Source organism: Ochrobactrum sp. XJ1, assembly GCF_024701725.1.
GTDB classification, from domain to species: domain Bacteria; phylum Pseudomonadota; class Alphaproteobacteria; order Rhizobiales; family Rhizobiaceae; genus Brucella; species Brucella anthropi.
The window spans coordinates 1-24,835 of sequence record NZ_VDGD01000027.1 but is presented as its reverse complement, the minus strand read 5'-3'; the positions used below and the strand labels follow the sequence as shown (position 1 = coordinate 24,835).

Sequence of the window (24,835 nt, the reverse complement as noted above, 5' to 3'; positions counted from 1 at the left end):
ATAATTTGATCCCGACCGCGACCTAAGAATCTCATCCAGATTGTCGCAAGCGTCTCATCCTGATTGTCGCGCTATACTATCAGTTTGTGTATTCCGCTGATGGTCGGCAAGAAGGGCTTTGGAAGTATCTGCCGGAACGTCGTGCCAAACGACGCCCACGTCATGCCCGGCGTCATCATGGACGCCGCTTTCCACCAGAACTGAGCATCCTTTATCGTCCAGACATGGTTGCCAGGCGCAAGCAGTTCGGACACTGGGAATGCGACCTCATCCAGTTTCGCAAGAGGTTCGGCAAGGCCAATGTGACGTCTCTGGTCGAGCGGGTGAGCCGCTTTACTGTGTTGCTACGTAACAATGATCGTCAGTCACGGCCGGTGATGGATGGAGTGATTAGGGTACTCCAACCCCTGCCCCAAATCGCCCGCCGATCAATCACGTTTGATCGTGGCACTGAGTTTACAGAGTGGTCCTATCTGCAGAATGGAATAGGGTCGCAAACATGGTTCTGTGATCCGCAGTCACCCTGGCAGAAAGGCACCGTTGAAAACACCAACAGACGCACAAGACGTTGGCTCCCCCGAGACCTTGATCCACTTACCCTCAGTGATCGAGACCTCGCATTCATCTGTCATCGCCTCAACAATACACCGCGCAAATGTTTAGGGTACAAAACACCTGCAGAAGTCTTTCGGCAGAAACTCTTCGCAAACAGACATCGTTTTGCGTAAACTCAAACCGAAAAGTCGCGCTTCAGCCTGACCTCACAGTTTGACAAACAGCCAAGAGCGCAAACCCTGAGGCAATCGGCCGACCATCTGGATCGCGCTCGAAGAAGCCTGTCGTCACACCCGCCAGGTCTGCGACGACCGTGCTGAATGGCTGATTCCGGGTTTCACCAGACCTGACGAATTGAAGCCGACAACCCAAATAAGAAAACCGGGAGCACGTATGACGCGTGCTGCCGGTTTCATATTTCGATAGACTATGGGTTCCTAAATGGCCGCTTACGCGAGTGCCATTCTCATTTCGCCAATATATTCTCCACGCTCCCAGAAATGGCCCCATGCGGTGTTTTCGTAGTTGGCCCGGGGAAGTCTGTAGAGCGTCAACCGGACAGGACCTTGCTTTCCAAGTGCGAGCAACCGCTCGCGATAGGTTGGGGCTGCGCGACGAGCGAATTCATTCGCGAAATCGAATTCGTACTCACCATGGATATCAACGCTATCGACAAAACACTGGTTCGTGTCATCAACAATCACCACACATCCATTGAGCGTGGAATAAGCGCGACAGGCTCGCTTGAAATCATGCCAGACCGAGCCTTGTGCTGATTGATTATAGCGTTTTTCAACGGTGGCCTCATCAGCGAGGAACGAAAAATGTCCCTCCTCAAAATCCTTGAGCATACGTGCTGCGATGCCATTGCTGGCTTTGTCGATACCGTAGTCGAGTGGTGAAGTTCCAATCATTGAAAAATCCTTTCTTGAAAATGATTGTCTGTCAGCTTCAAAAAGCGCTGACTTTTATATTAGAGCACAATATCGCAATAATATCAAATGCTTATGCTGTGTCCGCCATTCAAATAGTGCCAAATATGCCCCAAAATGGCTGCATTTCGATCCGATTTAATGCCTGCTTCATGACATAATGTCGCATGTTGGGGCGCGTCAGTGGCATCCGCAATCAAATCGCGGATTTTTAATATCTGGAGAAGCCGAAAGCCCTATTTATCCGGGCAATGCCAGAAATACCCCAGACTAAAACATCGGGCTCGATGGACCTCGGCTTAGATCTGGATGCAAACACGACGTTTGCCCCTGTCCGCCAATCACCATTTTTCCTTCTCGCTCAGCGACCACGACGAAAAGCGGCCTGGAGATCGGAATGCTACCGTATCGTGGGCAAATCGATGGTAGCAGACACGAGAGGCGTTCATGTGATTGGCTTTGGCCCTCCTTTTGCTACAGACTTCCTTGTCGCCCAATACTTGTAAGCTCCTTGTCAGTCAGGATTCTGTACTGTGCAGAGGCGGTTATTCAATAGTCATCACCCAGTCCCACCGAAATCCGTTTCTACCCTGTTCCCACCTGTAACCGTAAGGGTTACAGACAATGCGGCTTCGGCCGATCTGAACGTCAAAGGCATGATGCGTATGACCACATATCCATAAATCCGGAGCCTGTTCGGAATGCAGGATGTCATTGAAAGCCTCTGCGCCACAGGCAAACAGAAAATTTGCCTCTTGCCCCGCATAAGCCGGCGGCGTGCAATCGGGATGCGGCATGTGATGGGTCAATACCACAGTGGAGCCGTCAAATGGTTCTGCCAGCTTTTGTCGGATGTAAGCTGCATCTGAACGATGCAGTTCCAGCATATCCTCCGGCGTGAACCGTTTGCCATCCTGCATGGAGATTGCATGAAAATCATTGAGCATCTGACGCGCCATCCACATTCGCTGCGGCAAATCAGACTTCACGGGGAGTTTCATCAGGAAATCGACCCATAGGCTTGCGCCAATGAAGCGCGTATTGTCGATAACCACCTCATCCGCATCAAGACAATAAAACTGTTGCGGCCATTGCAGAGAAAGCGCCTCGATTGCCTTGATCGTCTGCCTGTCGCTCTCAAGCGAACGGTCCCGGTCGTTCATCATCCACTTGTTCTGATAAAATTCGTGATTCCCGGGGACATAGATAATAGGCTTCTCGTAGCGCCTGATCAGGAATTCCAGCGTCAAATGGAGATCTGGCGCCGCATTGAGATCGCCGGCAATCATGATCAGATCACAATCCGACGCTTGTTCACGTGGTGGATAAACGACTTCCTGCAGTTCATTATGCACATCAGACCAAATCCAGAGTTTCATGCCAATCTATCCCAGCTCTATTATTCGAACAATTTTCATGTCAGATTTTCCATGACAGGTAGTCGCGCCCTTCGGCAGCAGCGCAGAAGGCATCAGACAGCTATGCTGATTGATGATCTGCGGCCTGATCAGTTGGATCTTCCTCAATTGCCGATGTCTTTCTGGCCAAGCCGGTAAAAGCGGCTGAATGTACGGGCGTAGTTTCTGTCGAGATCAAGAAGCCAGAGCTCGGACGTGATGCCATTCGGCACGATGGGGCCGAGCCGGGGATGCTCGAACAATACTCCTTCGAGGCAGGTTGCCCGCCGTGCGCTCAGCTTCCAGCTGGTGATCGCCGGCGAATTTGTCAGTTCGCGCTCATCTGGATAATGACCTTGGAATATCCGCTCGAGATCGGCGACCAGAGATTTCAGCATCCTGATTTCGAGTTCGAGCTGTTCGCGATTGTATTTTCCGTTTTTGATTATGACCGCCATGAAGTGTTCCTGATGAATGAAGAAAATGAAGGATCGTTCGGGCGCGTATCAACGCGCCCCGGAATAGGTGTTTCGTGAAATTCAACGCATCTGATTGTTATTGAGAGCAAAGCTGAATGCGTTCAGCGTGACAGATGCATCCACCCTGACTATCTGGGCAGAAGATTCTCCGCTACCTGATCTATTGCCTTTGCTCCCATCGGTTGGTCTTTAGCTCGCCGTTGAGAATGGCAGATACCCCTGTTCGTCTGCATCGCAGTGAACGTCCGCTCTACGGGATAACGGATAAGTCCGTGACACGTAGATTCACAAGCTTCGCACGACTCATCGGCTGATTGGCCCCTGTCTGCTCAGCGCAACACGTTATCCGGCGTCAAAATCTGAATCTTGGGAGTAGGCATCTGGTCGAGCGCTTCGACCGCCATCTTCGCGATCTCTTCATCAATCAGCCGCGCTTGCTCCTCTTCGGTTTTCGCGAAGGTATCGCCGAGCCAAATGACGAGCTCTTCTCGGAGAGCGTCTTGCACGCCCAACACTTTTTCTGCGACACCCGGTGCACCGATCAGTCGGTCAAGATCAGCCAGTGCCCAGACCCTATCCTGACCTTGGCTTTGGCTAAGCAGTGGGTCGATCAGAGCGAATTCACATTGCTCGACATCTATGCCGTAGTATTGTTGTGCCAGCCGCCCCCACAATGCTGAGGCGGTCGATGTTTCAATGCGCCATTGATCCAGAGCCCCTTTATGGGCGCTGATGCCATAAATCAGACTGAACACACGGAGACATCTGCGTTCCTGTTCATAGAACATCAATTCGAATGTGTAAGGGCCTGTCGGAAATTCCAAGGCGCTCCGGTCTATATCGGTTTCATCTGCGGGGGATTTCGATGCGGTAGTTTCTATGACACTATTAAAAGTATCGCGTGTCAGTGGCATAGAATGAGACGAGCGCAAATCCTTAAAGCCGGTCTTCACCGTGGCTTTCGCCAACGCTTCTTCAATAAGGCCGATGATTTTCTCGCCCTTATTCCATACGGCATAACGGAAGATTTGCTCTGATAAAGCTCGTTTCCGGCTACTTCTGTCATGAGCACGGTCAATCAAATGAAAACATAACGACAGGTGTAGCGCTGCGTTTAATTCGCGCTTGTAGCTTCGCTGCGGGAATTTGTGTTCAATGAGATCAATGTAGCCAATTACGGTTTCTGCAAACATGATTTCTCCATCTCCAAAGCGACTGTTCGTCGCCGGAGTCAAATGGGTGTGAAGGTAGGTCGCCATTGCGAGTGGCCACAGATTTTGAAGACAGCGAAGATCGTAGCGTTGCGCGCGAACGCACACGACCGGACTGACAGAATGGGAAATTGGGAGTTCGTGCCTTAAAGAGCACCGAACGCGTCAGAAGCGGAAATTATCTCCGCTAGGGAGCCGCTATGTCGACATGGAATTCTGATAGTGGATCTTTTAATCCGCCACGAATATCGATAAGAGTTGTCATAAGCTTGGCTCCTGTGTTGGCAGGCTAAGTCAGTCTCCATTCAGGTGTTACCAGCACCGGGATGGAGGCGCCTGATCACTCAGGCAAGGCGACTATTGCAGGATCTGAATTGAGCTGCAAGGATCCGGAACAAAAAAAGATCCCAATCGAGCATTTTTATCTAAGCCCCGGATATCACCGGCTTTTTTGGCTTCACCAAAACAGTGATAAAACGTAGTGGCCATCAGGCTTTTGCGCTGTGATGCATACCTGAGGAAGCCGAAATGTGGAGCTTGAAAGTTATCCACAGGCTGGCCGTAGAACCTGTTTCAGTAGCGGAATATCCTGCACATGTGTCATGAATAGCACTGACGACCCCGAGCAACCGTGTCATTTCCCTGCTTAAGCTTCGACGATATTCCGCTTCAACGCCGACGTCGAACAATCCGATTCATCTGCAAACGACGTTTCATGGAGTAATGGGGGGACGACAGACAAAAAGCACAAACTGCGTTTGTAAAATTGTCAGGTTGAAATCGGCGCAATATGGTTTGGAAAACGATCCTCAATGTTCGGTGTCGTCAAGAACCCCACCGGGCCTCAGATGCATCTTGCGACGGAAATCCCAGCCGCTTTTTGTGTATCTGACAATCAGGTCATCAATGACTTCCAATGAAGCATCTTTATCGAAGCCCTGATCCGCCAGCGCATCAAGAAGCATATCAATCAGCTTCTCCGTCCCGTCCTGATTGCCAGATTTCACCGCTTTGACAATCATAAAATGCAGCAGCACTCGTGCTATGTCGTCACGCGTCGGTTTGCGCTGTATCCTCAAACGATCGCGATAGTCCTTCTGCCGTTCGCGCTGCTTGCGCAAACGTTCCGACTGCTGCCTACTCGACGTCATGGCTTCTCCAGATTACGTGCCAGTAATCAAAGCTTGAGCTCGAAAACCGTCGGCGCAAAGCATTTTTTCACCACCCCGCGTCTGCCCGCAAATGGCGTTCATCCCTGAATCGGAAATCTCGAATCCAGCAACGTTTGTCCAGAACCCCGCAACGCGCTTCTCGAAATTCGAATCGGATTATTGCAAATTATTGCGATTTGAAATGCGTTGCTGGCAAATTGGAACGACATGTCAACACGTTGCGATGCGATACACGCAATATATGATGAATTGCCCGCACTACATATCCATTTTAGAAGCTTTATTTGCCGCTCTATGAAAGTTTATAGCCTCAAACGGCGTTTCCATCTGACACGCAAATCTGGAAAAGTGCCCGTCGACCATACTCTTCTACCTCCCGCGCCCCTGAGCTCCCTCAGATACGGCAGTCCTGCACGTGTTTCTCGGCCTTCAAACGTCGTTTGCCGATGAATCGGATATGTCCTGTTTCGTAACGGTTTTCTGGAAGCCAGCAACCTGAATCCAGAAGCTGGAATCGCAAGATTGCAAATCATCCTGACTTGATACGCTTCGTAGGCTCGCTGAAAACCGGTAGCAGCACATCACGTTGCCACACCGGCAAATCATATCAGCGCATCCCAAGGCATCACGACCCGAAATGCCCTCCCTTTACCGCCAGTCCGGAAATATGAGCGTGGCAAGTGGCGCTTCAGCCTGGTTCGCAGCCCGGGCAGGCATTTCGTCCTGTCGCGTGACCAATGCAATAAATTTCCCACACGCTCACTCACCGCACTGCGATCACATCAGCAACATGAATCAATCAGTGAGGATCGATTCATAAAATGCATTGGACGCCCTCGCCTCGATGTCGGATTCTGCTGGTATGTCGAACCAGAACTCGTTTCCGATACATTTTCGTAAAATCCAGCCGCACAACAATATGCGGCGTTTCTATACATTATCGGTTCAGCCGAATTTATTCGGTGAATGGTGCGTCATGCGTTCCTGGGGGCGGATCGGCACACTCGGACAATCCGTGCAGCAAACAGTTCTTGACGAAGCATCGGCCACCACTCTTCTTCATCGACTTGTCGCGGTTCGTCACAAACGCGGTTATGAAGAAGTCCCATGACTTCTCATCATAGACGACCATAGATCCTTCGGTCTCAGCTTGCGGAATGCTATGGATATGTGTCCCCAAGCAGTCATTCTTGAACCGTCAGATATCCCCGGCTAGAGGGCGTCAACAGGGCAGCAGGATGCATTTGAACATTGGTTGCTCACTGGTGTGACAATCTGTCCATTTTTGAGCGGCTTTGATCACGATTCTAAGCTATTTTACTGCCGTTCTGGTGCGTTTTTGATGTGCTGGCGCGACGAAAAAACTTACAAACTATTGTTTTTATTGCAATAATATGCTTTACTGATTAAGTCAGCATTGTTTGAAGCTGACAAGCAATCATTTTACCAGAAAGGCATTTTTATGATTGAAAGTACACCAACCACACATGCCCTGAAACCTATGTCTGGCGCACAGCTACAAGCCGCTCGCCGCGCTGCCGCAGATAGATTCTATCAAATCGGCATGTCATATGTTCCTGAAGATTATACCGTAAAATTCAGGAAAAGCTTAACCGGGGTTGCTCGTGGTCATGTCCGGCAAATTGAGGCCCCACGACCTGTCACACGCAAAAGCCTTTACATCTTTTTACACGAATGCGCCCATGCTCATCTTCACTTCGGCGGAACAAGGTTGCCACGTCACGTAGAGGAATTACAGGCTGAAAAATGGGCGCATAGCAAAATGAGAGAACACGGCATTCCCGTCCCTCGTACTATGACAGAGCGTGCCAAGAAGTATGTTGCCAGGAAGATTGTGCAAGCCGAAAAGCGAGGCGCAAAATCAATCGACCCCGAAGCCCGACGCTTCGCTTCTTCTCGCTGATTTCCACGAAAGCAGGACCAGTCAAAAAGCAGCGGTGTGAGGTGTAAAACACCGTTGCGTTTGCAGTCGTCTTACGTTGAAGATAATGATGATCTTCTCCATGATAGTCACGATTGCGCGTTAGAGCGTCGGGCGATTAATGTGCAACGCAACCTGCAGCCTTGAAATAGTTCCAGCATTCCTGCGGTGAGAATAGTCCGCAGACTTTTCCGACGGCTTTCCAGAGATCGTCGTAGGTCCTTGCCTTCGCCTTGCGCAACAAGGACTTGAGCTTTGAAAAAGCCATCTCAATTGGATTTTTGTCCGGTAAATATTGCGGGAGGAACAGGATCCAAGCGCCCTTTTCAGCGATGGCCGCAGCCGCTCTGGGGCTTTTGTGGACGTTGAGATTGTCCCAGATCACCACATCGCCCGGCGTGAGCGTCGGTGCAAGTTGGGTGCGTACGTAGATGTCGAACTTCTCGCCGTCCATGGTACCATCAACGACGAAGGGCGCGGTGATGGCATCGCATCGCAGACCGGCGATAAAGGTCTGGGTATTCCATTTACCAAATGGTGCATCAGCTTGAAGGCGTTGGCCTTTTCTGCTCCTGCCGCGTATCGGTGTCATGTTGGTCTTGATGGACGTTTCATCGACAAAGACGAGACGACCGGGGTTCTTTTGCATGGCGGGCTGGCGATGCTCACGCCACTCATCACACTCCTTGCGCACGTCGGCGCGTGCGCGTTCGGCTGCCACCAGCGTTTTTTTATAGGTAAAGCCCGCTCGGCAGAGCAGCTTCGACAGGTTCGAGGTGTCGGCCTTTAGTGCGTGATGCTCCTCCAGCCACATCGCCAGGTCAGGCATGGTGATATCCGGCTGCACTTCCACCTTGGCAATGATGACATCCCGGCAAAGACCCAGTTTACCGCTGCCACCGGGCCGTCCACGGCGGGAAGGATCGACCGAGCCCGTTCGATCCAGCCGCTGCTTGAGCCGAACCGCTGTGGCGGGGGAAACCTTGAAAGTAGCCGCAGCAGCCCGCCGCGACTGGCCCTCTGATATCGCATCGACAATTCGTTGACGAAGGTCCAAAGAGTAGGCGTGAGACATGGCAAATCCTCCTGCCATGTTGAATCACAAATCTGCAGCCGATGGAATCGGCAGATTCACAAAATCAACCCGACGCTCTAGCTGAGCTTGAATCGAGAAAACCATGCCGTTTGCCCGCGGTCGAATAACCTGACATGGCAGCCCGCACTGAGAATATCTTTCAGATCATGTTTGTGAACACGTGACCCCGGCCAGTTCGATACCGACACGTTTCAACCCATGGACAAGTCCCTACCCCGCAATCTGACCGCAGAAAATTTGCGACAGAACTCCACAGTGTGATGCAGATCATTATGTCATTCGGATACCGTAAATTTCGTGGTATAAGCCTCAAATAAATCGAGGACGATGAAAATGCCAAGACCGTCAACTTTGCTGAAGAGAAATCGCAAGTTCATTCACCAACTTGCCGAAAAATATCGCGTTCGCAATCCGCGTGTATTCGGATCGATCGCGGCTGGTACAGATACGGAAGAAAGCGATATCGATATTTTGGTCGATGAAACTCCAGAAACCACATTCTTCAAGCTCGGTGGCCTTCAAATCGAACTTGAAGAAAGGCTTGGCGTCAAGGTTGATGTATGTACACCGGGAGATTTACCTGAGAAGTTCCGCCAGGATGTGATCAACAGGGCCATCGCCATATGAGCCAACCGGAATTGCGTCTGTCCGACTACCTGGCTCACATCAGAGAAGCCTGCCAGGAAGCCATTAACTTTACAGATGGCATGAAATTCGAAGACTTTACACTTGATATCAAGAGCCAGCGGGCTGTCATGATGGATTTCATCATGATCGGAGAGGCTTCGTCCCGCATAGCAAAAGAGTACCCCGAGTTTATTGCCAGCCGCTCGGATATCCCATGGATCCAAATGCGCGGCATGCGCAATCGCGTGGCGCACGGATATTTTGACCTGAACCTCAGCACAGTATGGAAATCAATCCAGGTAGAATTGCCGGAGCTCCTGACCGCTCGTTCGAAATAATCAACGACCGCCAAGAGCGCCGCGCCAGTATGATCGATATCTGCTCCTAACAACAACGCCATATCGACGGCCTATTCTTCCTTGCCTTGGAAGGTGTGAACCGTTCCGGCACCGACCTTCAGCCAATCCGAGAGTTCATCGGTTTCAGTGCAACACTTTATGAGAGACCGCTTCTTCGGGGACACACCTATCAAAGCTCAGTGTAGCTACACCGCGAATTCGAAGGGTGCCAGGCAGGCGCCGTAAGGGACGCGCACTGTCAATAGTGCGGGTTCGGCTGGGTTCGCAACGATGTTGACCATGCAAGGCACTAACTCACAAACTTTCGTAAGCGGGTAGGCTACCCACGTATCTTTCGTCGGTATGATGGGCGATTTTCTGCGTGAATCATGCGGAGAATCCTATGAGCGACACTGTGAATCAGGCCCGGACATTCGAGGTTTTGACGGCGGAACCTGTGCGGAGCCGACGGCCGCCGCGTGACTGGTCGGATGACGCTGAATGCTTTGTTGGCTGCGGAAATAAAGCTGGCAGCATCATGTGTCGTGACGCCGGCGAGCCTTGCGACCTGCCCGCCTGCAAGGGGGACTTCTATCGTGGTGAAACCCAGCGTGCTGGTAATCTTTGCCGGGCCAGCCCAGGAAGAAAAGGGCGCCTGATGGTGGCTACCAAGGAAGTTGATTCCTGTGGCAGTCAGCTCCGCGGCCCATGACGCGTGACCGAGGGAACGAAGGAATACTCCCTTCCATGCGCGTCTTTTGAGCTGCTTTGGCGCTGTCATTTTTCGGCGCCTCCGCTTGCTATCAGAATGTCCTGGGTAGCGCGAAATGCGTCTTGCAGCGACTTGTGGTTATCGAGACCTTCGAGAGCATAGCTGTTGAGGAACTGGCGCCCGGCGAACAGCTTGCGGTCGACGGGGTTCAGGTCTGCTTCGTCGCAGACGCCTTGCCAGTGCTCGGCGATGGTTGTGATCTGATGTTCGATCAGCGCGGCGGCTTCGGTTTCTTTCAGGTGATAATCCGGCGCGGCGGCGAGCAGAGTGGCGAGCGTGCTGGCGCGGCTATCGCCCTTGATGAGCATGGCCTGCGTGGCTTCGTTGCCGGTACGGCCTTGCGGGCAGATGTCATAGGCAGGCGTCAGCGTCAGCATCCTGCCATCCCAGAAGGCGGCATGATTGCGGGCATGGTCGTCGGTGTTACCGCACAGCACATTGAAGCAGATCCGTCCGTAGAGCTCCTTAAGAGTGTCCTTAGGGTCAGTGAAGCGGTGGCGGATGAGTTCGGCCAAGTCTTCGTAGGAGGCATAGCGGGCCATCATCTCATCGAGGCCCAGCATGGTCAGGGCAGAAACCATGGCGTGCCGCGTCCAGCCATCTTTTGTATGCGTGCGGTCAAAGCGCTCGATAAGCAGCACGTCCTTATGGGCGGCGCGGGTCATCGACACGGGCGCTGCGCTCAGTTCGCAGGCCGCTGCCAGCTTCATCGCGATGAATTCGGCCTTCACGACGCTGTAAGTGTCGTTGGCGGCCGAGAATTTAGCGATGAATTTCCTTGCGCCGTCGTCGATGAGAGCCTTGGGGCGTGCACCACCAATCGACGTGCCGTGATTGAGGGCCTGATCGAGTGCCGGGGTCAGAGGCACGCCTTTTTCGATAAGGGCGGCCGCTTCCATGAGTTCGGCGAGCGATGCTTGTGCGGCAAGGCGGGGGACATACTCTGTGGCCGATGCCTGGAAATCGAGGGCGCCAATGCGGTCAGAGCCCGATTGGAGCAGAAAGGTCAGCTCGCTGATCTCCGGCACGCCAGCAGCGTCGGGCTTTTTGCCCGTCAGCCTATTGATGATGACGCGGCGACCCCAAGCGTCCGGCGAGGCGTCGCGAATGCAGCTTGCCATTTGTAAGCCGTTGATGGGCGCGATGACTCCTTCCTGGAGGGGGAGTTCAGGTTCATAGAGGGAAATGGCGCTCCTACGGCGCCGGTAGCTCGTGCCGTAGGTAAAGAGCAGGCGTTCGCCATCCTGGTCCAGGCGGCCCGCGACGACCGGTTCCGTCGCCCCCGGCAGCCACATCCAGACAAAAGCTTCGGTAGCGTCCGCCTTAGAAGTCATCATCGATTTCCTTCACACTGTGGCGGACGCTCTTAGGCAGAAGGGTCAGTTTTTCGTCAAGGCGGGCATTGTGCATCTGGAGGGTGCGCTCGTCATAGTCGAACAGGCGTACGCCGACGATGGAGGCGACCTCAAAGGCGATGCCGATCTCGGGGCCCGGCGCGCCTTTTTCGATGCTGGAAAGGGTCGTGCGGCTGATGCCGGCGCGGTCGGCCAGTTCTTGCGCGGTCAGGCCGCGCTCGGCACGGCCGACGCGGATCAGCTTGCCGAGCATGGCGAGCGCCTGGTGTGTGACTCTGGAGTAGCTTCTCTGACGAGGCACGGTTATACCTGATTTGTTCATTTGAGTGGACGTGATGCCTTCTCATGTCCGGAATTTTGCACATTATGCCATAGGGCTGACATCTAGTCAAGCTTTGTTCATTTGATTGATCATAAGAGTTGTTCATGGCCAGAATTTTGCACAAACTAAAAGTCTTGCGCGCCCGCGAGCGGTCAGGCTCTAGTCTTTGTCCGGAGCCCCGCAACGGGTGGCACCGTTACCTTAATCAGAGCGTAAACATCAGCGGCGATAACAGGGTATGACGGAACCTCGCGCCTCACTTTATCACCGTCATCGTTTTCCAGCCGAAATCATCGCCGAAGCTGTGTGGCTGTATTTCCGCTTTCCCTTGAGCTTTCGCATGGTTGAAGACATGCTGGCCTACCGGGGGATTATTGTTACCCACAAAACGGTCCGCGAATGGGCTGAGAAGTTCGGGCGAGACTATACCAACAAAATCCGTCGCCGTACCCCACGCCTTGGTGATAAATGGCACTTGGATGAAGTCGTTATTACGATAAAAGGCAAACGCCATTTTCTGTGGCGCGCTGTTGATCAGTATGCGCCGTCTCTGTCCCATTGATTTAGGGCATTTTGGGTGAGTGAGGTTTCTGCCAGAAGGGTTTTCAGCAATAGCAGGAGAATCTGATGGTAGATGGTAGCGATGGATTTGTCGGGCGGCTGGATATTGTCGATCCTCGCCGAGGCTACCGACACTGGTCGACGGAATTGAAAGCGCGGATTGTTGCTGAAAGTCTTCATCCTGGCGCTCGGGTTGTGGAAGTCGCGCAACGCTATGATTTGAGCGCGAACCAGCTTTCTTATTGGCGCAAGCAGGCGCGTGATGGCCATCTGATCTTGCCAGCAGAGTTGATGCCGTCGGTGCCGGATGCGGAAGGTTGTGAACCTGCGTTTGTGGCGTTGTCGATTGCGGATGAGCCGGAGATGCCTGCCGTCACCTCGTTGATGCCAGAGACGGTAGCGGCGACAGCAGGGATTGTGACGATAGAGATAGGTGCCGACCTCGTGGTGAAGGTGCCGGGCGATGTGTCTGTGAGTCGGGTCGCGGCTTTGGTTGGTGCGATACGAGGATTGGCATGATCGTCGCGGGTCAACGACTGCCCATTCTGATCGCCACGCAACCCGTGGACTTTCGCTGCGGTCATCAGGCTCTGGCCTTGATGGTGCAGACTGAACTGAAGCTTGATCCACATTCCGGGATCACGGTGATCTTCCGGTCGAAGCGGGGTGATCGGCTGAAAATCCTGGTATGGGATGGCACGGGACTGGTTCTGACATATAAAATTCTTGAAAACGGCAGTTTTGCCTGGCCCAGGGTGCAGGACGGGACGATGCGTCTTTCAAGGGCTCAATATGAGGCTTTATTTGAAGGTCTCGATTGGCGTCGCGTGATGGCGCAGCGCGTGACGCCGCCCTCTGCTGCGGGGTGATCTTCCTTCCATTTTGTCATTGTTTTATTTGGATTTTATGGTTCGACAATGCTATGAAAACGCATGTCGCAACCCATTGATCTCAGCCAGTTCCCAGAGCTTCCGCCAGAGGTGGTGAAGGCGTTTGCGGACATGCAATTTGAGCTGTCGGTCGAGCGGGCGGCGCGTCAGCATGAGCAGGCGGTGGTGGCCGAAAAGGATGTGTTCATCACTGAACTGAAGGAACTGATCGAGAAGCTGGAAGGTCAGGTTCAGGAGTACCGGCGCACGAAGTTCGGGCCGAAATCGGAAAAGCTTGATCCGGCGCAGCTGGAACTGGCGCTGGAAGATCTTGAAACGGCGATTGCCGAAACACAGGCGCGGATTGCGGCTGTTGAAGAGAAAATGGCGGCCAGCACTCTTAGTCCCGACAAGGCGGCATCTCCACGCAAGGAACGAAAAGCCCGTGCGCTACCGGCGAACCTACCGCGTGTCGAGCGTGTGGTTGAGCCTCTAAGCATTGCCTGTCCCTGTGGCTGTGGCGACATGGTTCGGATTGGCGAGGACAAGACGGAGCGGCTCGATTACATTCCGGCAAACTATCAGGTAATTGTCACGATCCGCCCGAAATATGCTTGTCCCAAGGGGCGGACGGGGGTGGTTCAGGCCAAAGCACCGGCGCATCTTTTGGAAGGCAGTTGGCCGACAGAAGCGTTACTGGCCCAGATCGCTGTCTCCAAGCATTCCGAACATATGCCGCTGAACCGACAGGCGGTAGTCATGGCCCGGCACGGGGTTCCGATTGACCGTTCTGTTCTGGCCGACTGGATGGGGCGCACAGGCGCACTGATCGCGCCGGTCGTGGACCACATGGCGAAGATGCTGAAGACGGACGGTTCGCGGCTTTATGTCGATGAAACAACGGCTCCTGTATTGGATCCGGGACGCGGCAAGACGAAGACCGGTTATCTCTGGGCGGTTCTGCGCGATGATCGGGGCTGGGGCGGATCTGCACCGCCGGGTGTGGTGTTCCATTATCGGCCAGGGCGTAAAGGAGAATATGCCGCCGAAATCCTCGACGGCTTTAACGGCACGATCCAGGTCGATGCCTATGGCGGCTATTCCCATCTTGCCACGGTGGAACGCACGGGTGGCGATCCGTTACGACTGGCATTTTGCTGGGCATATGGGCGCAGAAAACTGATCGCGGCAACACCGAAGAAGGGTTCGCCTATCGTGGATGAGGCGCTGTTGCGCATCGCTGCGCTCTACAAGATCGAGGAAGCCATTCGTGGCAAGGAACCTGAACATCGCCGCTCAATGCGACAGGAATTGTCTCGGCCACTGGTGGACGAGCTCTTCGCCTGGCTTGCGGCTCAGGCAAAGCGCATCTCGCGCAAATCCGATCTGGGCAAAGCACTTGCCTATATGCTCCGGCGTCAGGACGGCTTCCGGCTGTTTCTCGATGACGGTCATGTCGACATCGACTCCAACCTCGTCGAAAATGCCATCCGCAGTCCGGCCATGAACCGTCGCAATGCGCTTTTTTGTGGTCATGATGAAGGTGGACGCAATTGGGCCCGGTTCGCCAGTCTCATCGGCACATGCCGGATAAACGGCGTCGAGCCCTATGCCTATCTGCGCGATCTCTTCACCAGCCTCGCCAACGGTCACCTCGTCAGAAACATCGACACCCTGATGCCTTGGGCATATGCACGCCGAGTGAATGAGAGCAAAAATTAGCTCATTTGTGAGTAACAAATACGCTCATTCATCGAATGAGCGAAACCGCAAAAGTTCAAGCGCAAACCCAAAATCAATGGGGCAGAGACGGCGCATACGTTGATCAGGATGGCTTTGTGTTGGAAGTTTTGGTCCAAAAACGCCGTGATACCAAGGCTGCCAAGCGTTTCATGCGTAAACTGCTATCCAGTCAGGGTGCTTCTCCTCGTATCATGGTCACAGATAAGCTTGGCTCTTATGGAACGGCCAAGCGGGAGATCGGTCTCACTCTATGTGATCATCGTCAGCATAAGAGGCTGAACAATCGGGCTGAGAATTCCCACCAGCCCATACGGCGGCGCGAGCGGGTGATGAAGCGATTCAAATCAGCACGACATTTGCAACGCTTCGCATCAGTCCACGACCCGATTTACAACCTTCGTCACTTTCCCCGCAATCAATTCAACGCCACTGATCATCGCGAACTACGACAAACCGCCACCAGCATGTGGCGTGAAATCGCATGCCTGAAAGCCAAGTAGGAACAACAATATAGGCCGAGTTACGCTCGCGCTCCGATTAAGGTAACGGTGCCCGCCCCATATTCTCACGGACATATCCGTTACATCAGAGAAAAGCGGATCACATCTGGCTTCTGCTTTATTCCGCACCCAAAACATAATCCACCCAAGCAGGCCTATGTTCCGGCATCATCAATAAAGATGCCGAGATGCCATGGCGCAACAATGCAATTAGCTTGAACGCATCATGCCAGATCGGGCAATCCATTTGCATTCCCGCGGCTCATTTCGTTTATGGTCTTACGGTAACGGGTCTTGCGACCAGTAAGGAGTACAAATGACTGTCATACTTCCTAGCAGCGGACGTAGCATAGTGACTGCCGCTGTCACGCCGTGCGAACATCTCCGATGAATTCCTCGAGTGTGATCAGATGTGGGCGCACCGCTTGTAGATAGGCGTCATGGATTCCAGCCGGGACGACAAGACGCACGCCTACTTCGGTCATTTCACGGAATTGCGCTTCTGAAACATCTTCCTGAAGGGTCAGACGATGTTTCGTTCGAATGCGTTCGACTTCATTTATAATCTGCCGCCATCTGTCCTTGCATGTTGTTTTTGCGCCAAGCATACGTAATCGATGCGCTGGAAATGATGCGTCCTCATAGGCTGTAATGTTCGGGACCAACCCATCAGATTCAATATCAGTTGCCGGGTCAATATTGACATGGACCATAACATGGACCATTTATTATGCAAAGTATGTGCGAAACACAAAGGAACATGGACCATGCGCGTATCTGTCAGTGACGCGAAAGGCCAGCTCACCGAACTGGTAAAGCGAGCTGAAGCCGGGGATGAAGTCATTTTGACCCGTCGCGGCCATGAGATCGCACGGCTTGTAGCCGTTGCGACAGCGCCCGGCCCTAAGGGCCGACGCGCACTGATGGAAAGGGTGAGGGCAACGGCGGCGGCGAAAGCATTACCCGGGGCTAATGCTGCGCGTAGTCAGGACTTTCTTTATGACGACGATGGGATGCCCATATGATCGCCGTCGATACATCCGCGCTCATGGCGATCGTCCTCAATGAGCCCAAAGGCGAAGCTTGCATGACCGCAATCGAACAGTCTGATGAGCTATTGATTTCCGCAGGAACAGTTACTGAAGCCCTCATTGTTGCTGCGCGACGTAATGTCGGTGAAGAGGTTGACGCATTGATTTCCGGGCTCGGCTTCGAAATCGTATCCGTGACAGCCGCTTCCGCACGCCGGGTCGCTAACGCTTACGCCAGATGGGGCAAAGGCATTCACCCAGCTTCGCTCAACTATGGTGACTGCTTTTCCTATGAAGTTGCTCACGAGCATGGCTGTCCCTTGCTCTATGTAGGAGACGACTTCGTTCAAACAGACCTGCGCTCGGTTCTATAATGGTTGACTCCAGCCAATGCGATATCCGGTTAACCGGCGATGCAATGTTTCTCACCGCTATGACTTCTTCGAGAAAGCAGCGTCGGTATTGTCTCGACCAAATGAAATAAGCTGGTTGCGCGCCTAGGATGCATTATTTTCCCATCGGTTCCAGAATAACGCGCCTGCTAATAACACCATTTCGGCACCAGAACCCTTTTCTTTCACGATGACTCATATCCGCATGATGCGAAGTAGTTTTGAGCATTTTGTGAATCGATATAGGCTCTAACGGTGAATGAACCGCAATACTATCCGATTCCTGGACACGCTGCCCCGGACGCCTACCAAATTCCCGATGCGTGTTTTCGGATATTGTTTCCTGCACACTTCAAATTTGAGATCGTGCTTGATAGGATCCGCCGCGTGTAAACATCACCGATAACGTGACCGGAGATGTCTGCATATCCCCGGCGGTCCGGGAAGAGCGTCGGGGATTTAAATGATTTGGGCAATTACGATGACTGTCGCAACACAGCACATGCACACCATAATGACGTATCGTACAGAAAACAGTTCGCTGAACCAATCATCGAAACGATGATCCTGTGCTGATTCCGCCTGTTCGTTGGCTTCAGTGGTGAAAAGCGCGTTTAACACTTTTGATTTATGATAATCGAGACGACCATGCATGACCCCGCTCCTGCATATTGAGAGTGGTATTTATCATAAAGTCAAATTTCGATCATCTTTGACTTTCGTTGATCGACATAAGTTTACAACCGTACCGTCGTCAAACGGTAGCGGGCTGTAAAACCGTGAACAGCGCCCCACCATCGCGGTCCAGATCCTGAATATCCAGGAGAAGCAAGCCATCGGATTCGGGCACCACGAGTTCCGTCTTTGTGGCGTTCATTGCGGCTGCAACGGCCTTTTTGTTTCCCCACGCTTTTCCACGCCTGGTCACATCCGGACCATCTTCAGGCCTAGCGATGCTGAATTCAACGCCGCCCACATCAATGCCGTCGCAGATGAGATTTCCGGTTCCATGCAATAATGTAACAGCCATCACTACTCCCTGTTTCTTAATCAAAATCATCCAAAGTTTAGCAGCTTGTCAGTTTTCAGAACCATCCTGCTTCGCTTTTAACCGCTCATTCAATAGGAGCTTGAGCCGCGCATTTTCCGCTTCCAGCTCTTCCAGTTCTTCGTCTGTCACCGGTCCGTCTTCAGGTTTGGGATTTGGCCTTTTCGCACGAGGCCGCTTTTGCGGTGATTTGAGAACGGGAGGCGAGGCTAGAATTTCATCTATCCCCTCCTCTTTCCGCTCGGGCTCCACAACAACTGGCCCTTCTTGAGGGACCTTCGGCTCTTCAGCGGACGATAACACCTCAGAAGAAGCGACGGGCTCGACCTTTGGGGCTGCTGCCTTGCCATTTATTTCATCGGGATCTGTGGTCGTAACTTTGATGGATAGTCGCGTTGGCAATATAGGTTCAGGCTGCTCAGAGCTTTCGCCGGCTGTGGGTTCAGCATCTGGCTTTTCGTTCGGAAAAGCCGACCTCTTCCGCGATCGCCAACTCTTCAACCGCGCAACGAGACGTTCCCCCAGTGACTTCATCGTGATCGACCTCCCTATCTGGTGTGCCGAGATGCTGTCAGCTTGAGCCTGACAACACAATAGTTTTGGCAACCATGGGCCCTTACACATGTCACCAGAACGCTTGAACAGATCAGTTATCGAGGCTGGCAGAGCAGTCTTAGCGATCGTTTCTCTACTGCTGTTCCAATCGTCGAAGCATTTTGAGCAACTGTCTGTTCTCCATGCGCAATCTGGCGGCCAGTTCACGTTTCAGATCGGCATTCTCTATTTCAAGAGCTGACAATTCAGCCTGAATATCGGGCTCGGCAACCACCCGATTTGCCGCTTCTTGTTTCTGTGAAGCTGATTTTTTCAAACTGCGTCGAACAGATGGCTTTTTCTTCCTGACAATAGCATCCGCCACCATGTTTGCTGTTTGCAGCTCTTCCATTGCGATTAGCGCCTCTTCAGGCCCTGAGGCGTCAATGTTGGAAAGTTCTGGCTCGCTCAGAGCCTCTTCAACTTGCTTGATGACCGGCTCAGTTTGCGGCACAGCATTTATGGTCGTGGTCTCAGATTTGCGTTCAATCGGCTTGGATAGATCAGGCTGGACCCGAACCTCCACTGGAGATTGGGGCGCATCGGCCTCCACTTGCCGGGCAATCGACTTCAGATCCAGATTTCCCCACAAAGATGACGAGCCCTTGCGAGTACGCTTGTTCTTATATTCAACGACAATATTACGGTTTGGATTTTTCATCCGTGAGTAGCTTTCCAGAGGAGATTTGAAGGTACGCTCCACGCGCGTCAAAGGGCCTTTTACCAGTAGCTACATATTACGCGGCGGATTTTCAACACTCAACAGAATGTCCGACCTGCTCGATATGTCCTGAAAGCAAGTTCATCTCATCTTGAACACATGATGTACACGGCCTTATTGTTACATCAACCATTGACCTGTATTTTTGACGCCTAAATGAATTTCCAAACATCGATCTGGAGAAGCATACCATGGCAGACGAAACCATTGTAGCAGTAAACGAGACACCAGTTGAGGTGAGAAGCGCCGAGCCTGTGGGTGCCACGAAGAAAACCCGTGCACCACGCAAAAAAGCTGAGCCTAGGCCCGCAAAGGCGGCTGCAGCACCTGCCGCTAAAACCACGAGGGCCGCATCCAGACCAGAGAAAGCGGCCAAAGCTGCTTCAAAAGCAGCACCCGCTGCAACACCACCGGTAGAGAACAAGCGCAACAAGTACACGCCGGCCCAGCGCGCCTCCATCCTTGCTTCGATCGAAAAAGCAACAAAAGACGGCAAGACCACTCTCAAGGCTGCATTGCAGCAGACTAAAGTGAGTGAGCAGACCTACTATAACTGGAAGAACGCTGCTACAAAGAAAGCGCCCGCGCCGTCGGCAGGGTCGTCCAGCGATGATCTTTCCAGCTTGGTTGCACTGGAAGCAGAGAACCTCAAGCTACGCCAGGAACTTGCTGCAAAGCTGCGTGCTGAGAATGAAGAGTTGCGTAGACGTCTGGGTCGAACCTGAGGCGAATTGCTCCGCAGCATCTGCACCAGGGTGCTGACAAAACAGATGACTTCCCACGTGTAAGTCATCTGTTGGCCTTTCGATGATGAAAATTCGAAGCCTTTGTTCTCTCCTTCCAAAGGCTCTCTAATAAGGCCAAGAGTGAGGATTACCATTCCGCACAACTTCTGGTCTGGATTAGTGCATGACGACTACCAAGCGTCACGGGCAGGATTATGCTGACTGCCAATACCAAGATGGAGTCACATCATGATTTTGGATCCCGCTCAGGCCGAGGCACTCTACAAAGCGATACAAGCCCTGAATGAAGGGGGCGGCCAGCTACTTAACGCTTCCTTTGACGCATTCGTCCTCGGTGAGGCAATCATTGATGTTTGCACCCACACTGATGATCGCATCGAACTGCGATCTGCCGACAATGTAACTGAAATACACGACGACCTATCCGCTTTCGCAGTTGCCTATCGTTTGCAAGCACTGTGATTGCTCAAGCGAAGGATGACACTGCGTTCGATTTCAGTTTTTTATCTATGAAATCTTCGTACGGACCGCTGGGCTGAAACTTAACAGAAGACAATTGAATAATGCGCTTAACCCATAGACCGGGTCATCGTCCAATGACGTGCTTTTTTGCTATTTCCAAGGCCTTCCGCGCATTGTTCTCAGCGGTCTCCTCGGTCGGCGCGACAGACTGGATTGTGAGCCTGTCTCCGCCCTCCACGACAAAAATATTCACCCCCTTCAAGCCACCGACATTCGGGAGGCGGATAAGTCGTCCAACTGCAGGGGAGACATCGATTTTCTCGATTTTAAACCCGATTTTTTCGGAACTGACGTCCAGCTCTGTGAGATAACCTTCGTCCGTTCTGTTTTCTTGCCCTTGCTCGTCGACATGGCGATCGATAGCGATCATCAAATGTTGATCGTCATCTGTTCCGCAGCAGGACATCCGAAAGTTAGTCGGTTCTTCCGCATGATACGCAGAGGCATCGAAAATCGACCAGAACTCCTGCTTGATGGGCGTGAACTCGTGGATTTTGAAACCGTCGGCCCGCACGGGGACATTAATTCCGGCAAGTGCAATCGCGATGACGACCGCTATGAAAGATCTATTTTTCATTCAGGGCACCATTACATTAAGTTAAGCACGACCACAGTGAATCTGGACCGCTACGCTTGATAAAATAGTCAAAACTTGCGTCATGATAGCGTTCATGCAGCCAAATCAGTTCAGTCACAGTGGTCCGGCGCAGGACAGCTCGACGCGGACATCTTTACCTGCAATCAGATTCTGATCGGATGCGAGGATCAGTGTTCTGTCGCCCTCTCGTGCAAGCGAAATGATGCCTTGCTGCAGTTTCTGGCGTATGCCGTTGATGTCCACGCTGGCGGTGTAATTGACCAATGCAGACATGCATCCACACATTCCGATCGACCGGTGCAAATTAAACCTCGCGTCGAAGGAAACAATGTTTGCCTGCCTCTTCACCTGCCCGGGCTTCAGATCGGCGCAGGCCGATAGTCCGTTCTGCAAATCAATTTCGACGGCATCGCTGGAAGCTGCTTGTCCCGCGGAGATAGCGCAAAGGAACACAGCCACGAATGATCTGAATAAGGACCTTCTTCTCCGTGCAGAAATCCTGATGACCTCGTCTGCTTCAGGAAGCATTTGACCCGAAACACTAATCATTTTTCGTTTTGATCCGTTCGTCGTTAGCCTCATCTGTCTTTAACGGAGCAATGTGCTGTTTCAAATTGCCGATCAAACCAGTTTCTCGCCCCGCATCTTTTTCTGATTTCGGTCCGTCGTCGATTGCCAACGCACTTAGGAGCGCTCTGGTCTCATAATTTCCAGCATGCGCATCTCCTGTAACCAACACTGTTTTTCCTCCGTGAGACGCAGCGTCCCTTAGCGCCTCGAGCCGATTGATTTCCATCATAAATGCCATGGCGTCGGCATCTGTCAGTGTCGTATCTGCTCGAAAGGCCGCAAGGGCTCTCGCATTGCCTTCTGCGATAATGCTACGACTGGCTGCGATCCCCCGCGCCGTAATTGACATCGCAGCAGCAGAAGCCTCCGCACTCTTTGTCCGCTTTATCTTCTCAGCCTCCCCATCGTTGTGCGCCGCTTCCAATCTGCGCTGAGACGCAAGCACTTCGTTGAAGGCTGAAATCATCTCCGGCGTTGGCCGTGGATCATCAATCAACACGGCACGGATCTCATAACCATATGCATTAATAGCTTCGTCCAGAGATTCACGGACAGTACGCGTGAACTCATCGCGATCGGTATAAAGTTGGTCGAATGTTCTCGCCGCCGCGACGGCGCGCGCATCTGTTGCGACGTAGGATTCGATTTGCTCTTCTGGATTATGCAATTCGTAAAAGGCCGCCTCTACCGCGGAAGGAATAACCCGATATTGCAGGCTGATCGGCATGGTGACAAAAGCATTGTCTTTGGATTTGACGCCAAGTTGAAGAGATATCTGTTTCGTCTGCAAGGAAAACGGCGAGCGGGCGCGCTGAAATGGCCAGGGAAATTTGATCGACAGACCCGCTTTACGATAACCAGTGAAGCGCCCAAACGTTTCAACAATTCTCACGTGCTGCTGAGGCGTCATGACAAAGAAGCTCTTAAGCCAACGCAATCCCAGATATATCGCCAGTATGACAATGATAACCGAAACAGGCGTTGTAATAAAGGAACTAGAAAATTCGAATCCGAGTAAATTAAACATTCCAATCCTTCTAACTTTCGACTTCACTATTTTCAGTTGCTCACTGAAGGGCGCAGTTCCTCATCGTTCAACGCAGAACATTATAATTGGCGGCATTCGCTATTCTAACCAAAGCTCTTTGACTGGCAAGACGCTCTGGTATGTGTGTCACCGACAGTAGCCTGCTTCATGCGATAAATGACCTTATGGACTGCAGAAAGCTGCTCATTCCCACCGAGTGGGTGCCACAGGCTGCGACATATATTGAGTTTGGACAATTATGCTGGCGACGCGGACAAGTATATGGGCGCGCCAAACTCTATTCACATTCCCTCAATAGGACAGCGAACTACCAGAGTGCAGGGATTAGGAAAGGGAAACTCAAAAAGGGTGCAGAATGTCCGTATTGCGGAAAACTTTTCGGCCCTGGAGCAGATGTCCCTGATCACATATATCCGGTCGCACGCGGAGGCTTATCAGTAGCAGAAAACATGGCTTACATCTGCGCACGCTTTAATCAAAAGAAGAGCAACCGCACGCTTAATGAATATATTTACGAATATCGATTAGACATGAAGGATATACATATTAGATTGAGAAAACGAGGGAAAATCTTTTGATATCGTTTTCCCCAGAGCGACGGCTATTCTAAAAATCCAGCTTACTAAACATCAACTCTTTTGTTTTAGACGAAAAGTCAATTATTTGCTGTCGATCAGCAAGTTGGGATATATTTACGGACATGGCAACGCTGGTTATGCTGCCATCAAGCTGTGTAAATATCTCACCATCGGAATCCAAAGGTGGCCGTTCTAAGCTGCGCCAAACATCCTGAAACCAGGTTGAGCCACCTGGATACTCACTATCGCATTTCCATGCCCACTTCTCGCAGATTTCTGGAATTGTGCGATAGCAAACTGGCCCTTCTCGGCCCTCAGATCTCGTCAACGATGCTGACGATCCTGCCATCCTCGATACGGAACGACGACGCACCGGAGAAGGCCAGTTCCTGCCCAGCTTTCCATCCGTTCGGAAGGTCAATCGCCACCACAGCGGAATATGCGATCTCAACTAGTGTCGTGTCCGCGACGGTGATTGCGTTTGTGACGGTCTGCCGCCGCGTTTCAAACGCCGATGCTCCGAATTTCGCCATCTCTTCAAGGCTCTGCTTGTCCGATGTCTCGGCCGTAACCTGACCACCCGAAATGTTCCGGAAAGACACTTTGTCGGAGAGGCAGACTAGCATCCCGTCGACATCCTTGTTGTTGTAGGCATTAATATAGGCTTGGATTAGGTCGGGCAGGCTTGCCATAAATCACACTCCATCTGCATCGGCATTTGTATAATCACCGTTCCCGTCGCAAAAGTCCCAAAACTTGCGACGCTCAAGAGTATGACACCGGTAAAATATCGTATCAAAAAAGCAATTTGGGTGCGGAACAAGATTTAACGATCAAGGCAAAGATTAAAACAGATCCCCGACCCAATCTTCAAATGCATGACGTACCCGAATTACAAAAACTGTTCCGTCTACTTCAATTTGATAAATAATGAGGTGGGCTTTAAACGGGTGCACCCGCACAGGTGGAGAAATTTCTTCCCGTGCACGTGCCATTTGTGGGTTCTTTGCAATTAAATCCAGAGTGTTAAACAACTCTGCATGATAGCGTTTCGCCTGCACAGGCCCAAACATTGCTATACCCTGCTCGGCGATAGCAATGATATCGTCTTCCGCA

Annotated in this window: 31 protein-coding genes and 3 pseudogenes; 16 read left to right on the top strand and 18 right to left on the bottom strand. The window is 52.2% G+C overall.

Features of this window, described 5'->3' with window-relative positions:
• Positions 1 to 77 precede the first annotated feature (77 nt).
• A pseudogene (locus FG152_RS25745) lies at positions 78 to 728 on the top strand (IS30 family transposase); the annotation flags it as partial.
• A 276-nt stretch (positions 729 to 1,004) separates the two neighbouring features.
• On the opposite strand, the gene FG152_RS25740 reads toward FG152_RS25745, so the two are convergent.
• The 5 genes from FG152_RS25740 to FG152_RS25720 form a co-directional block, all read right to left on the bottom strand.
• Entirely contained in the window at positions 1,005 to 1,469 is a 465-nt protein-coding gene (locus FG152_RS25740; protein ID WP_138787125.1) for a hypothetical protein, read from the bottom strand.
• 563 nt (positions 1,470 to 2,032) lie between these two features.
• Entirely contained in the window at positions 2,033 to 2,866 is an 834-nt protein-coding gene (locus tag FG152_RS25735; RefSeq protein WP_138787124.1) for a metallophosphoesterase, read from the bottom strand.
• Between the two features lie 143 nt (positions 2,867 to 3,009).
• Positions 3,010 to 3,342 (bottom strand): hypothetical protein, encoded by a 333-nt coding sequence (locus FG152_RS25730; protein ID WP_138787123.1) that lies wholly within the window; start codon positions 3,340 to 3,342, stop codon positions 3,010 to 3,012.
• Between the two features lie 350 nt (positions 3,343 to 3,692).
• A complete protein-coding gene (locus FG152_RS25725) occupies positions 3,693 to 4,556 on the bottom strand; it encodes a hypothetical protein (protein WP_138787122.1) in 864 nt (287 codons plus the stop codon).
• An 827-nt stretch (positions 4,557 to 5,383) separates the two neighbouring features.
• The gene (locus tag FG152_RS25720) at positions 5,384 to 5,695 is read right to left on the bottom strand and encodes a hypothetical protein (RefSeq protein WP_138787121.1); all 312 of its coding nucleotides are present in this window, start codon (positions 5,693 to 5,695) and stop codon (positions 5,384 to 5,386) included.
• Positions 5,696 to 6,608: 913 nt separating this feature from the next.
• Here FG152_RS25720 and FG152_RS25715 point away from each other — a divergent pair.
• The gene (locus FG152_RS25715; RefSeq protein WP_138787120.1) at positions 6,609 to 6,857 is read left to right on the top strand and encodes a WGR domain-containing protein; all 249 of its coding nucleotides are present in this window, start codon (positions 6,609 to 6,611) and stop codon (positions 6,855 to 6,857) included.
• 306 nt (positions 6,858 to 7,163) lie between these two features.
• The gene (locus tag FG152_RS25710) at positions 7,164 to 7,670 is read left to right on the top strand and encodes a hypothetical protein (RefSeq protein ID WP_138787119.1); all 507 of its coding nucleotides are present in this window, start codon (positions 7,164 to 7,166) and stop codon (positions 7,668 to 7,670) included.
• Positions 7,671 to 7,806: 136 nt separating this feature from the next.
• Here FG152_RS25710 and FG152_RS25705 read toward each other — a convergent pair whose 3' ends face one another.
• Positions 7,807 to 8,763, bottom strand: coding sequence for an IS630 family transposase (locus FG152_RS25705; RefSeq protein ID WP_312196754.1), 957 nt, complete (start codon positions 8,761 to 8,763; stop codon positions 7,807 to 7,809).
• A 348-nt stretch (positions 8,764 to 9,111) separates the two neighbouring features.
• On the opposite strand from FG152_RS25705, the gene FG152_RS25700 reads away from it, so the two are divergent.
• From FG152_RS25700 to FG152_RS25690, 3 genes are all read left to right on the top strand, one after another.
• The gene (locus FG152_RS25700; protein ID WP_374844040.1) at positions 9,112 to 9,411 is read left to right on the top strand and encodes a nucleotidyltransferase family protein; all 300 of its coding nucleotides are present in this window, start codon (positions 9,112 to 9,114) and stop codon (positions 9,409 to 9,411) included.
• Positions 9,408 to 9,749, top strand: coding sequence for a HepT-like ribonuclease domain-containing protein (locus FG152_RS25695; RefSeq protein WP_138787117.1), 342 nt, complete (start codon positions 9,408 to 9,410; stop codon positions 9,747 to 9,749). The genes FG152_RS25700 and FG152_RS25695 overlap by 4 nt, the downstream gene beginning before the upstream one ends.
• Positions 9,750 to 10,152: 403 nt before the next feature.
• On the top strand, positions 10,153 to 10,461 hold the full coding sequence (locus tag FG152_RS25690; protein ID WP_235894944.1) for a hypothetical protein: 309 nt from the start codon (positions 10,153 to 10,155) through the stop codon (positions 10,459 to 10,461).
• 65 nt (positions 10,462 to 10,526) lie between these two features.
• Here the strand turns inward: FG152_RS25690 and FG152_RS25685 are convergent, their stop codons facing one another.
• Positions 10,527 to 11,855 carry a HipA domain-containing protein gene (locus tag FG152_RS25685; RefSeq protein ID WP_312196760.1) on the bottom strand — a complete coding sequence of 443 codons (1,329 nt, stop codon included), beginning with the start codon at positions 11,853 to 11,855 and terminating at the stop codon, positions 10,527 to 10,529.
• Positions 11,845 to 12,129: a helix-turn-helix transcriptional regulator gene (locus FG152_RS25680; RefSeq protein ID WP_168436837.1), complete on the bottom strand. Its 285-nt coding sequence runs from the start codon at positions 12,127 to 12,129 to the stop codon at positions 11,845 to 11,847. Before FG152_RS25680 ends, FG152_RS25685 begins: the two co-directional genes overlap by 11 nt.
• Before the next feature lie 307 nt (positions 12,130 to 12,436).
• On the opposite strand from FG152_RS25680, the pseudogene FG152_RS25675 reads away from it, so the two are divergent.
• The 5 genes and pseudogenes from FG152_RS25675 to FG152_RS25655 all read left to right on the top strand — a co-directional run.
• Positions 12,437 to 12,736: pseudogene (locus FG152_RS25675) on the top strand (IS6 family transposase); the annotation flags it as partial.
• A gap of 89 nt (positions 12,737 to 12,825) precedes the next feature.
• Positions 12,826 to 13,278, top strand: coding sequence for an IS66-like element accessory protein TnpA (gene tnpA / locus FG152_RS25670; RefSeq protein ID WP_151615950.1), 453 nt, complete (start codon positions 12,826 to 12,828; stop codon positions 13,276 to 13,278).
• Positions 13,275 to 13,628, top strand: a complete 354-nt coding sequence (gene tnpB / locus FG152_RS25665; RefSeq protein WP_112702494.1) for an IS66 family insertion sequence element accessory protein TnpB — start codon at positions 13,275 to 13,277, stop codon at positions 13,626 to 13,628. The genes tnpA and tnpB overlap by 4 nt, the downstream gene beginning before the upstream one ends.
• A 63-nt stretch (positions 13,629 to 13,691) precedes the next feature.
• On the top strand, positions 13,692 to 15,350 hold the full coding sequence (gene tnpC / locus FG152_RS25660; protein WP_498989178.1) for an IS66 family transposase: 1,659 nt from the start codon (positions 13,692 to 13,694) through the stop codon (positions 15,348 to 15,350).
• 98 nt (positions 15,351 to 15,448) lie between these two features.
• Positions 15,449 to 15,871: pseudogene (locus FG152_RS25655) on the top strand (IS6 family transposase); the annotation flags it as partial.
• 365 nt (positions 15,872 to 16,236) lie between these two features.
• Here FG152_RS25655 and FG152_RS25650 read toward each other — a convergent pair.
• Entirely contained in the window at positions 16,237 to 16,596 is a 360-nt protein-coding gene (locus FG152_RS25650) for a type II restriction endonuclease (protein WP_138787115.1), read from the bottom strand.
• 42 nt (positions 16,597 to 16,638) lie between these two features.
• On the opposite strand from FG152_RS25650, the gene FG152_RS25645 reads away from it, so the two are divergent.
• Both FG152_RS25645 and FG152_RS25640 read left to right on the top strand, forming a co-directional pair.
• On the top strand, positions 16,639 to 16,896 hold the full coding sequence (locus FG152_RS25645; RefSeq protein ID WP_138787114.1) for a type II toxin-antitoxin system Phd/YefM family antitoxin: 258 nt from the start codon (positions 16,639 to 16,641) through the stop codon (positions 16,894 to 16,896).
• Positions 16,893 to 17,276 carry a type II toxin-antitoxin system VapC family toxin gene (locus tag FG152_RS25640; RefSeq protein ID WP_112591076.1) on the top strand — a complete coding sequence of 128 codons (384 nt, stop codon included), beginning with the start codon at positions 16,893 to 16,895 and terminating at the stop codon, positions 17,274 to 17,276. The genes FG152_RS25645 and FG152_RS25640 overlap by 4 nt, the downstream gene beginning before the upstream one ends.
• A gap of 477 nt (positions 17,277 to 17,753) precedes the next feature.
• Here FG152_RS25640 and FG152_RS25635 read toward each other — a convergent pair whose 3' ends face one another.
• The 4 genes from FG152_RS25635 to FG152_RS25620 form a co-directional block, all read right to left on the bottom strand.
• Positions 17,754 to 17,948, bottom strand: coding sequence for a hypothetical protein (locus FG152_RS25635; RefSeq protein WP_138787113.1), 195 nt, complete (start codon positions 17,946 to 17,948; stop codon positions 17,754 to 17,756).
• Positions 17,949 to 18,048: 100 nt separating this feature from the next.
• Entirely contained in the window at positions 18,049 to 18,354 is a 306-nt protein-coding gene (locus FG152_RS25630; RefSeq protein ID WP_138787112.1) for a hypothetical protein, read from the bottom strand.
• A gap of 18 nt (positions 18,355 to 18,372) precedes the next feature.
• Complete coding sequence (locus tag FG152_RS25625) at positions 18,373 to 18,876, bottom strand: hypothetical protein (protein ID WP_312196756.1); 504 nt, start codon at positions 18,874 to 18,876, stop codon at positions 18,373 to 18,375.
• 154 nt (positions 18,877 to 19,030) lie between these two features.
• The gene (locus tag FG152_RS25620) at positions 19,031 to 19,597 is read right to left on the bottom strand and encodes a hypothetical protein (protein WP_138787110.1); all 567 of its coding nucleotides are present in this window, start codon (positions 19,595 to 19,597) and stop codon (positions 19,031 to 19,033) included.
• Between the two features lie 251 nt (positions 19,598 to 19,848).
• Here FG152_RS25620 and FG152_RS25615 point away from each other — a divergent pair, with 251 nt between their 5' ends.
• A complete protein-coding gene (locus tag FG152_RS25615) occupies positions 19,849 to 20,382 on the top strand; it encodes a transposase (protein ID WP_138787109.1) in 534 nt (177 codons plus the stop codon).
• Between the two features lie 249 nt (positions 20,383 to 20,631).
• A complete protein-coding gene (locus FG152_RS25610; protein WP_235889904.1) occupies positions 20,632 to 20,865 on the top strand; it encodes a hypothetical protein in 234 nt (77 codons plus the stop codon).
• A 124-nt stretch (positions 20,866 to 20,989) separates the two neighbouring features.
• On the opposite strand, the gene FG152_RS25605 is transcribed toward FG152_RS25610, so the two are convergent.
• The 3 genes from FG152_RS25605 to FG152_RS25595 form a co-directional block, all read right to left on the bottom strand.
• Positions 20,990 to 21,502, bottom strand: coding sequence for a hypothetical protein (locus tag FG152_RS25605; RefSeq protein WP_312196757.1), 513 nt, complete (start codon positions 21,500 to 21,502; stop codon positions 20,990 to 20,992).
• 114 nt (positions 21,503 to 21,616) lie between these two features.
• The gene (locus tag FG152_RS25600) at positions 21,617 to 22,051 is read right to left on the bottom strand and encodes a DUF2195 family protein (protein WP_498989187.1); all 435 of its coding nucleotides are present in this window, start codon (positions 22,049 to 22,051) and stop codon (positions 21,617 to 21,619) included.
• A 13-nt stretch (positions 22,052 to 22,064) separates the two neighbouring features.
• On the bottom strand, positions 22,065 to 23,120 hold the full coding sequence (locus FG152_RS25595) for an SPFH domain-containing protein (protein WP_138787106.1): 1,056 nt from the start codon (positions 23,118 to 23,120) through the stop codon (positions 22,065 to 22,067).
• Between the two features lie 140 nt (positions 23,121 to 23,260).
• On the opposite strand from FG152_RS25595, the gene FG152_RS25590 reads away from it, so the two are divergent.
• On the top strand, positions 23,261 to 23,719 hold the full coding sequence (locus FG152_RS25590; protein WP_138787105.1) for an HNH endonuclease: 459 nt from the start codon (positions 23,261 to 23,263) through the stop codon (positions 23,717 to 23,719).
• Between the two features lie 314 nt (positions 23,720 to 24,033).
• On the opposite strand, the gene FG152_RS25585 is transcribed toward FG152_RS25590, so the two are convergent.
• Entirely contained in the window at positions 24,034 to 24,411 is a 378-nt protein-coding gene (locus tag FG152_RS25585; protein WP_138787104.1) for a nuclear transport factor 2 family protein, read from the bottom strand.
• 153 nt (positions 24,412 to 24,564) lie between these two features.
• Positions 24,565 to 24,835 (bottom strand): type II toxin-antitoxin system RelE/ParE family toxin (locus FG152_RS25580; RefSeq protein WP_498989171.1); only part of this gene is annotated, 271 nt, incomplete at its 5' end.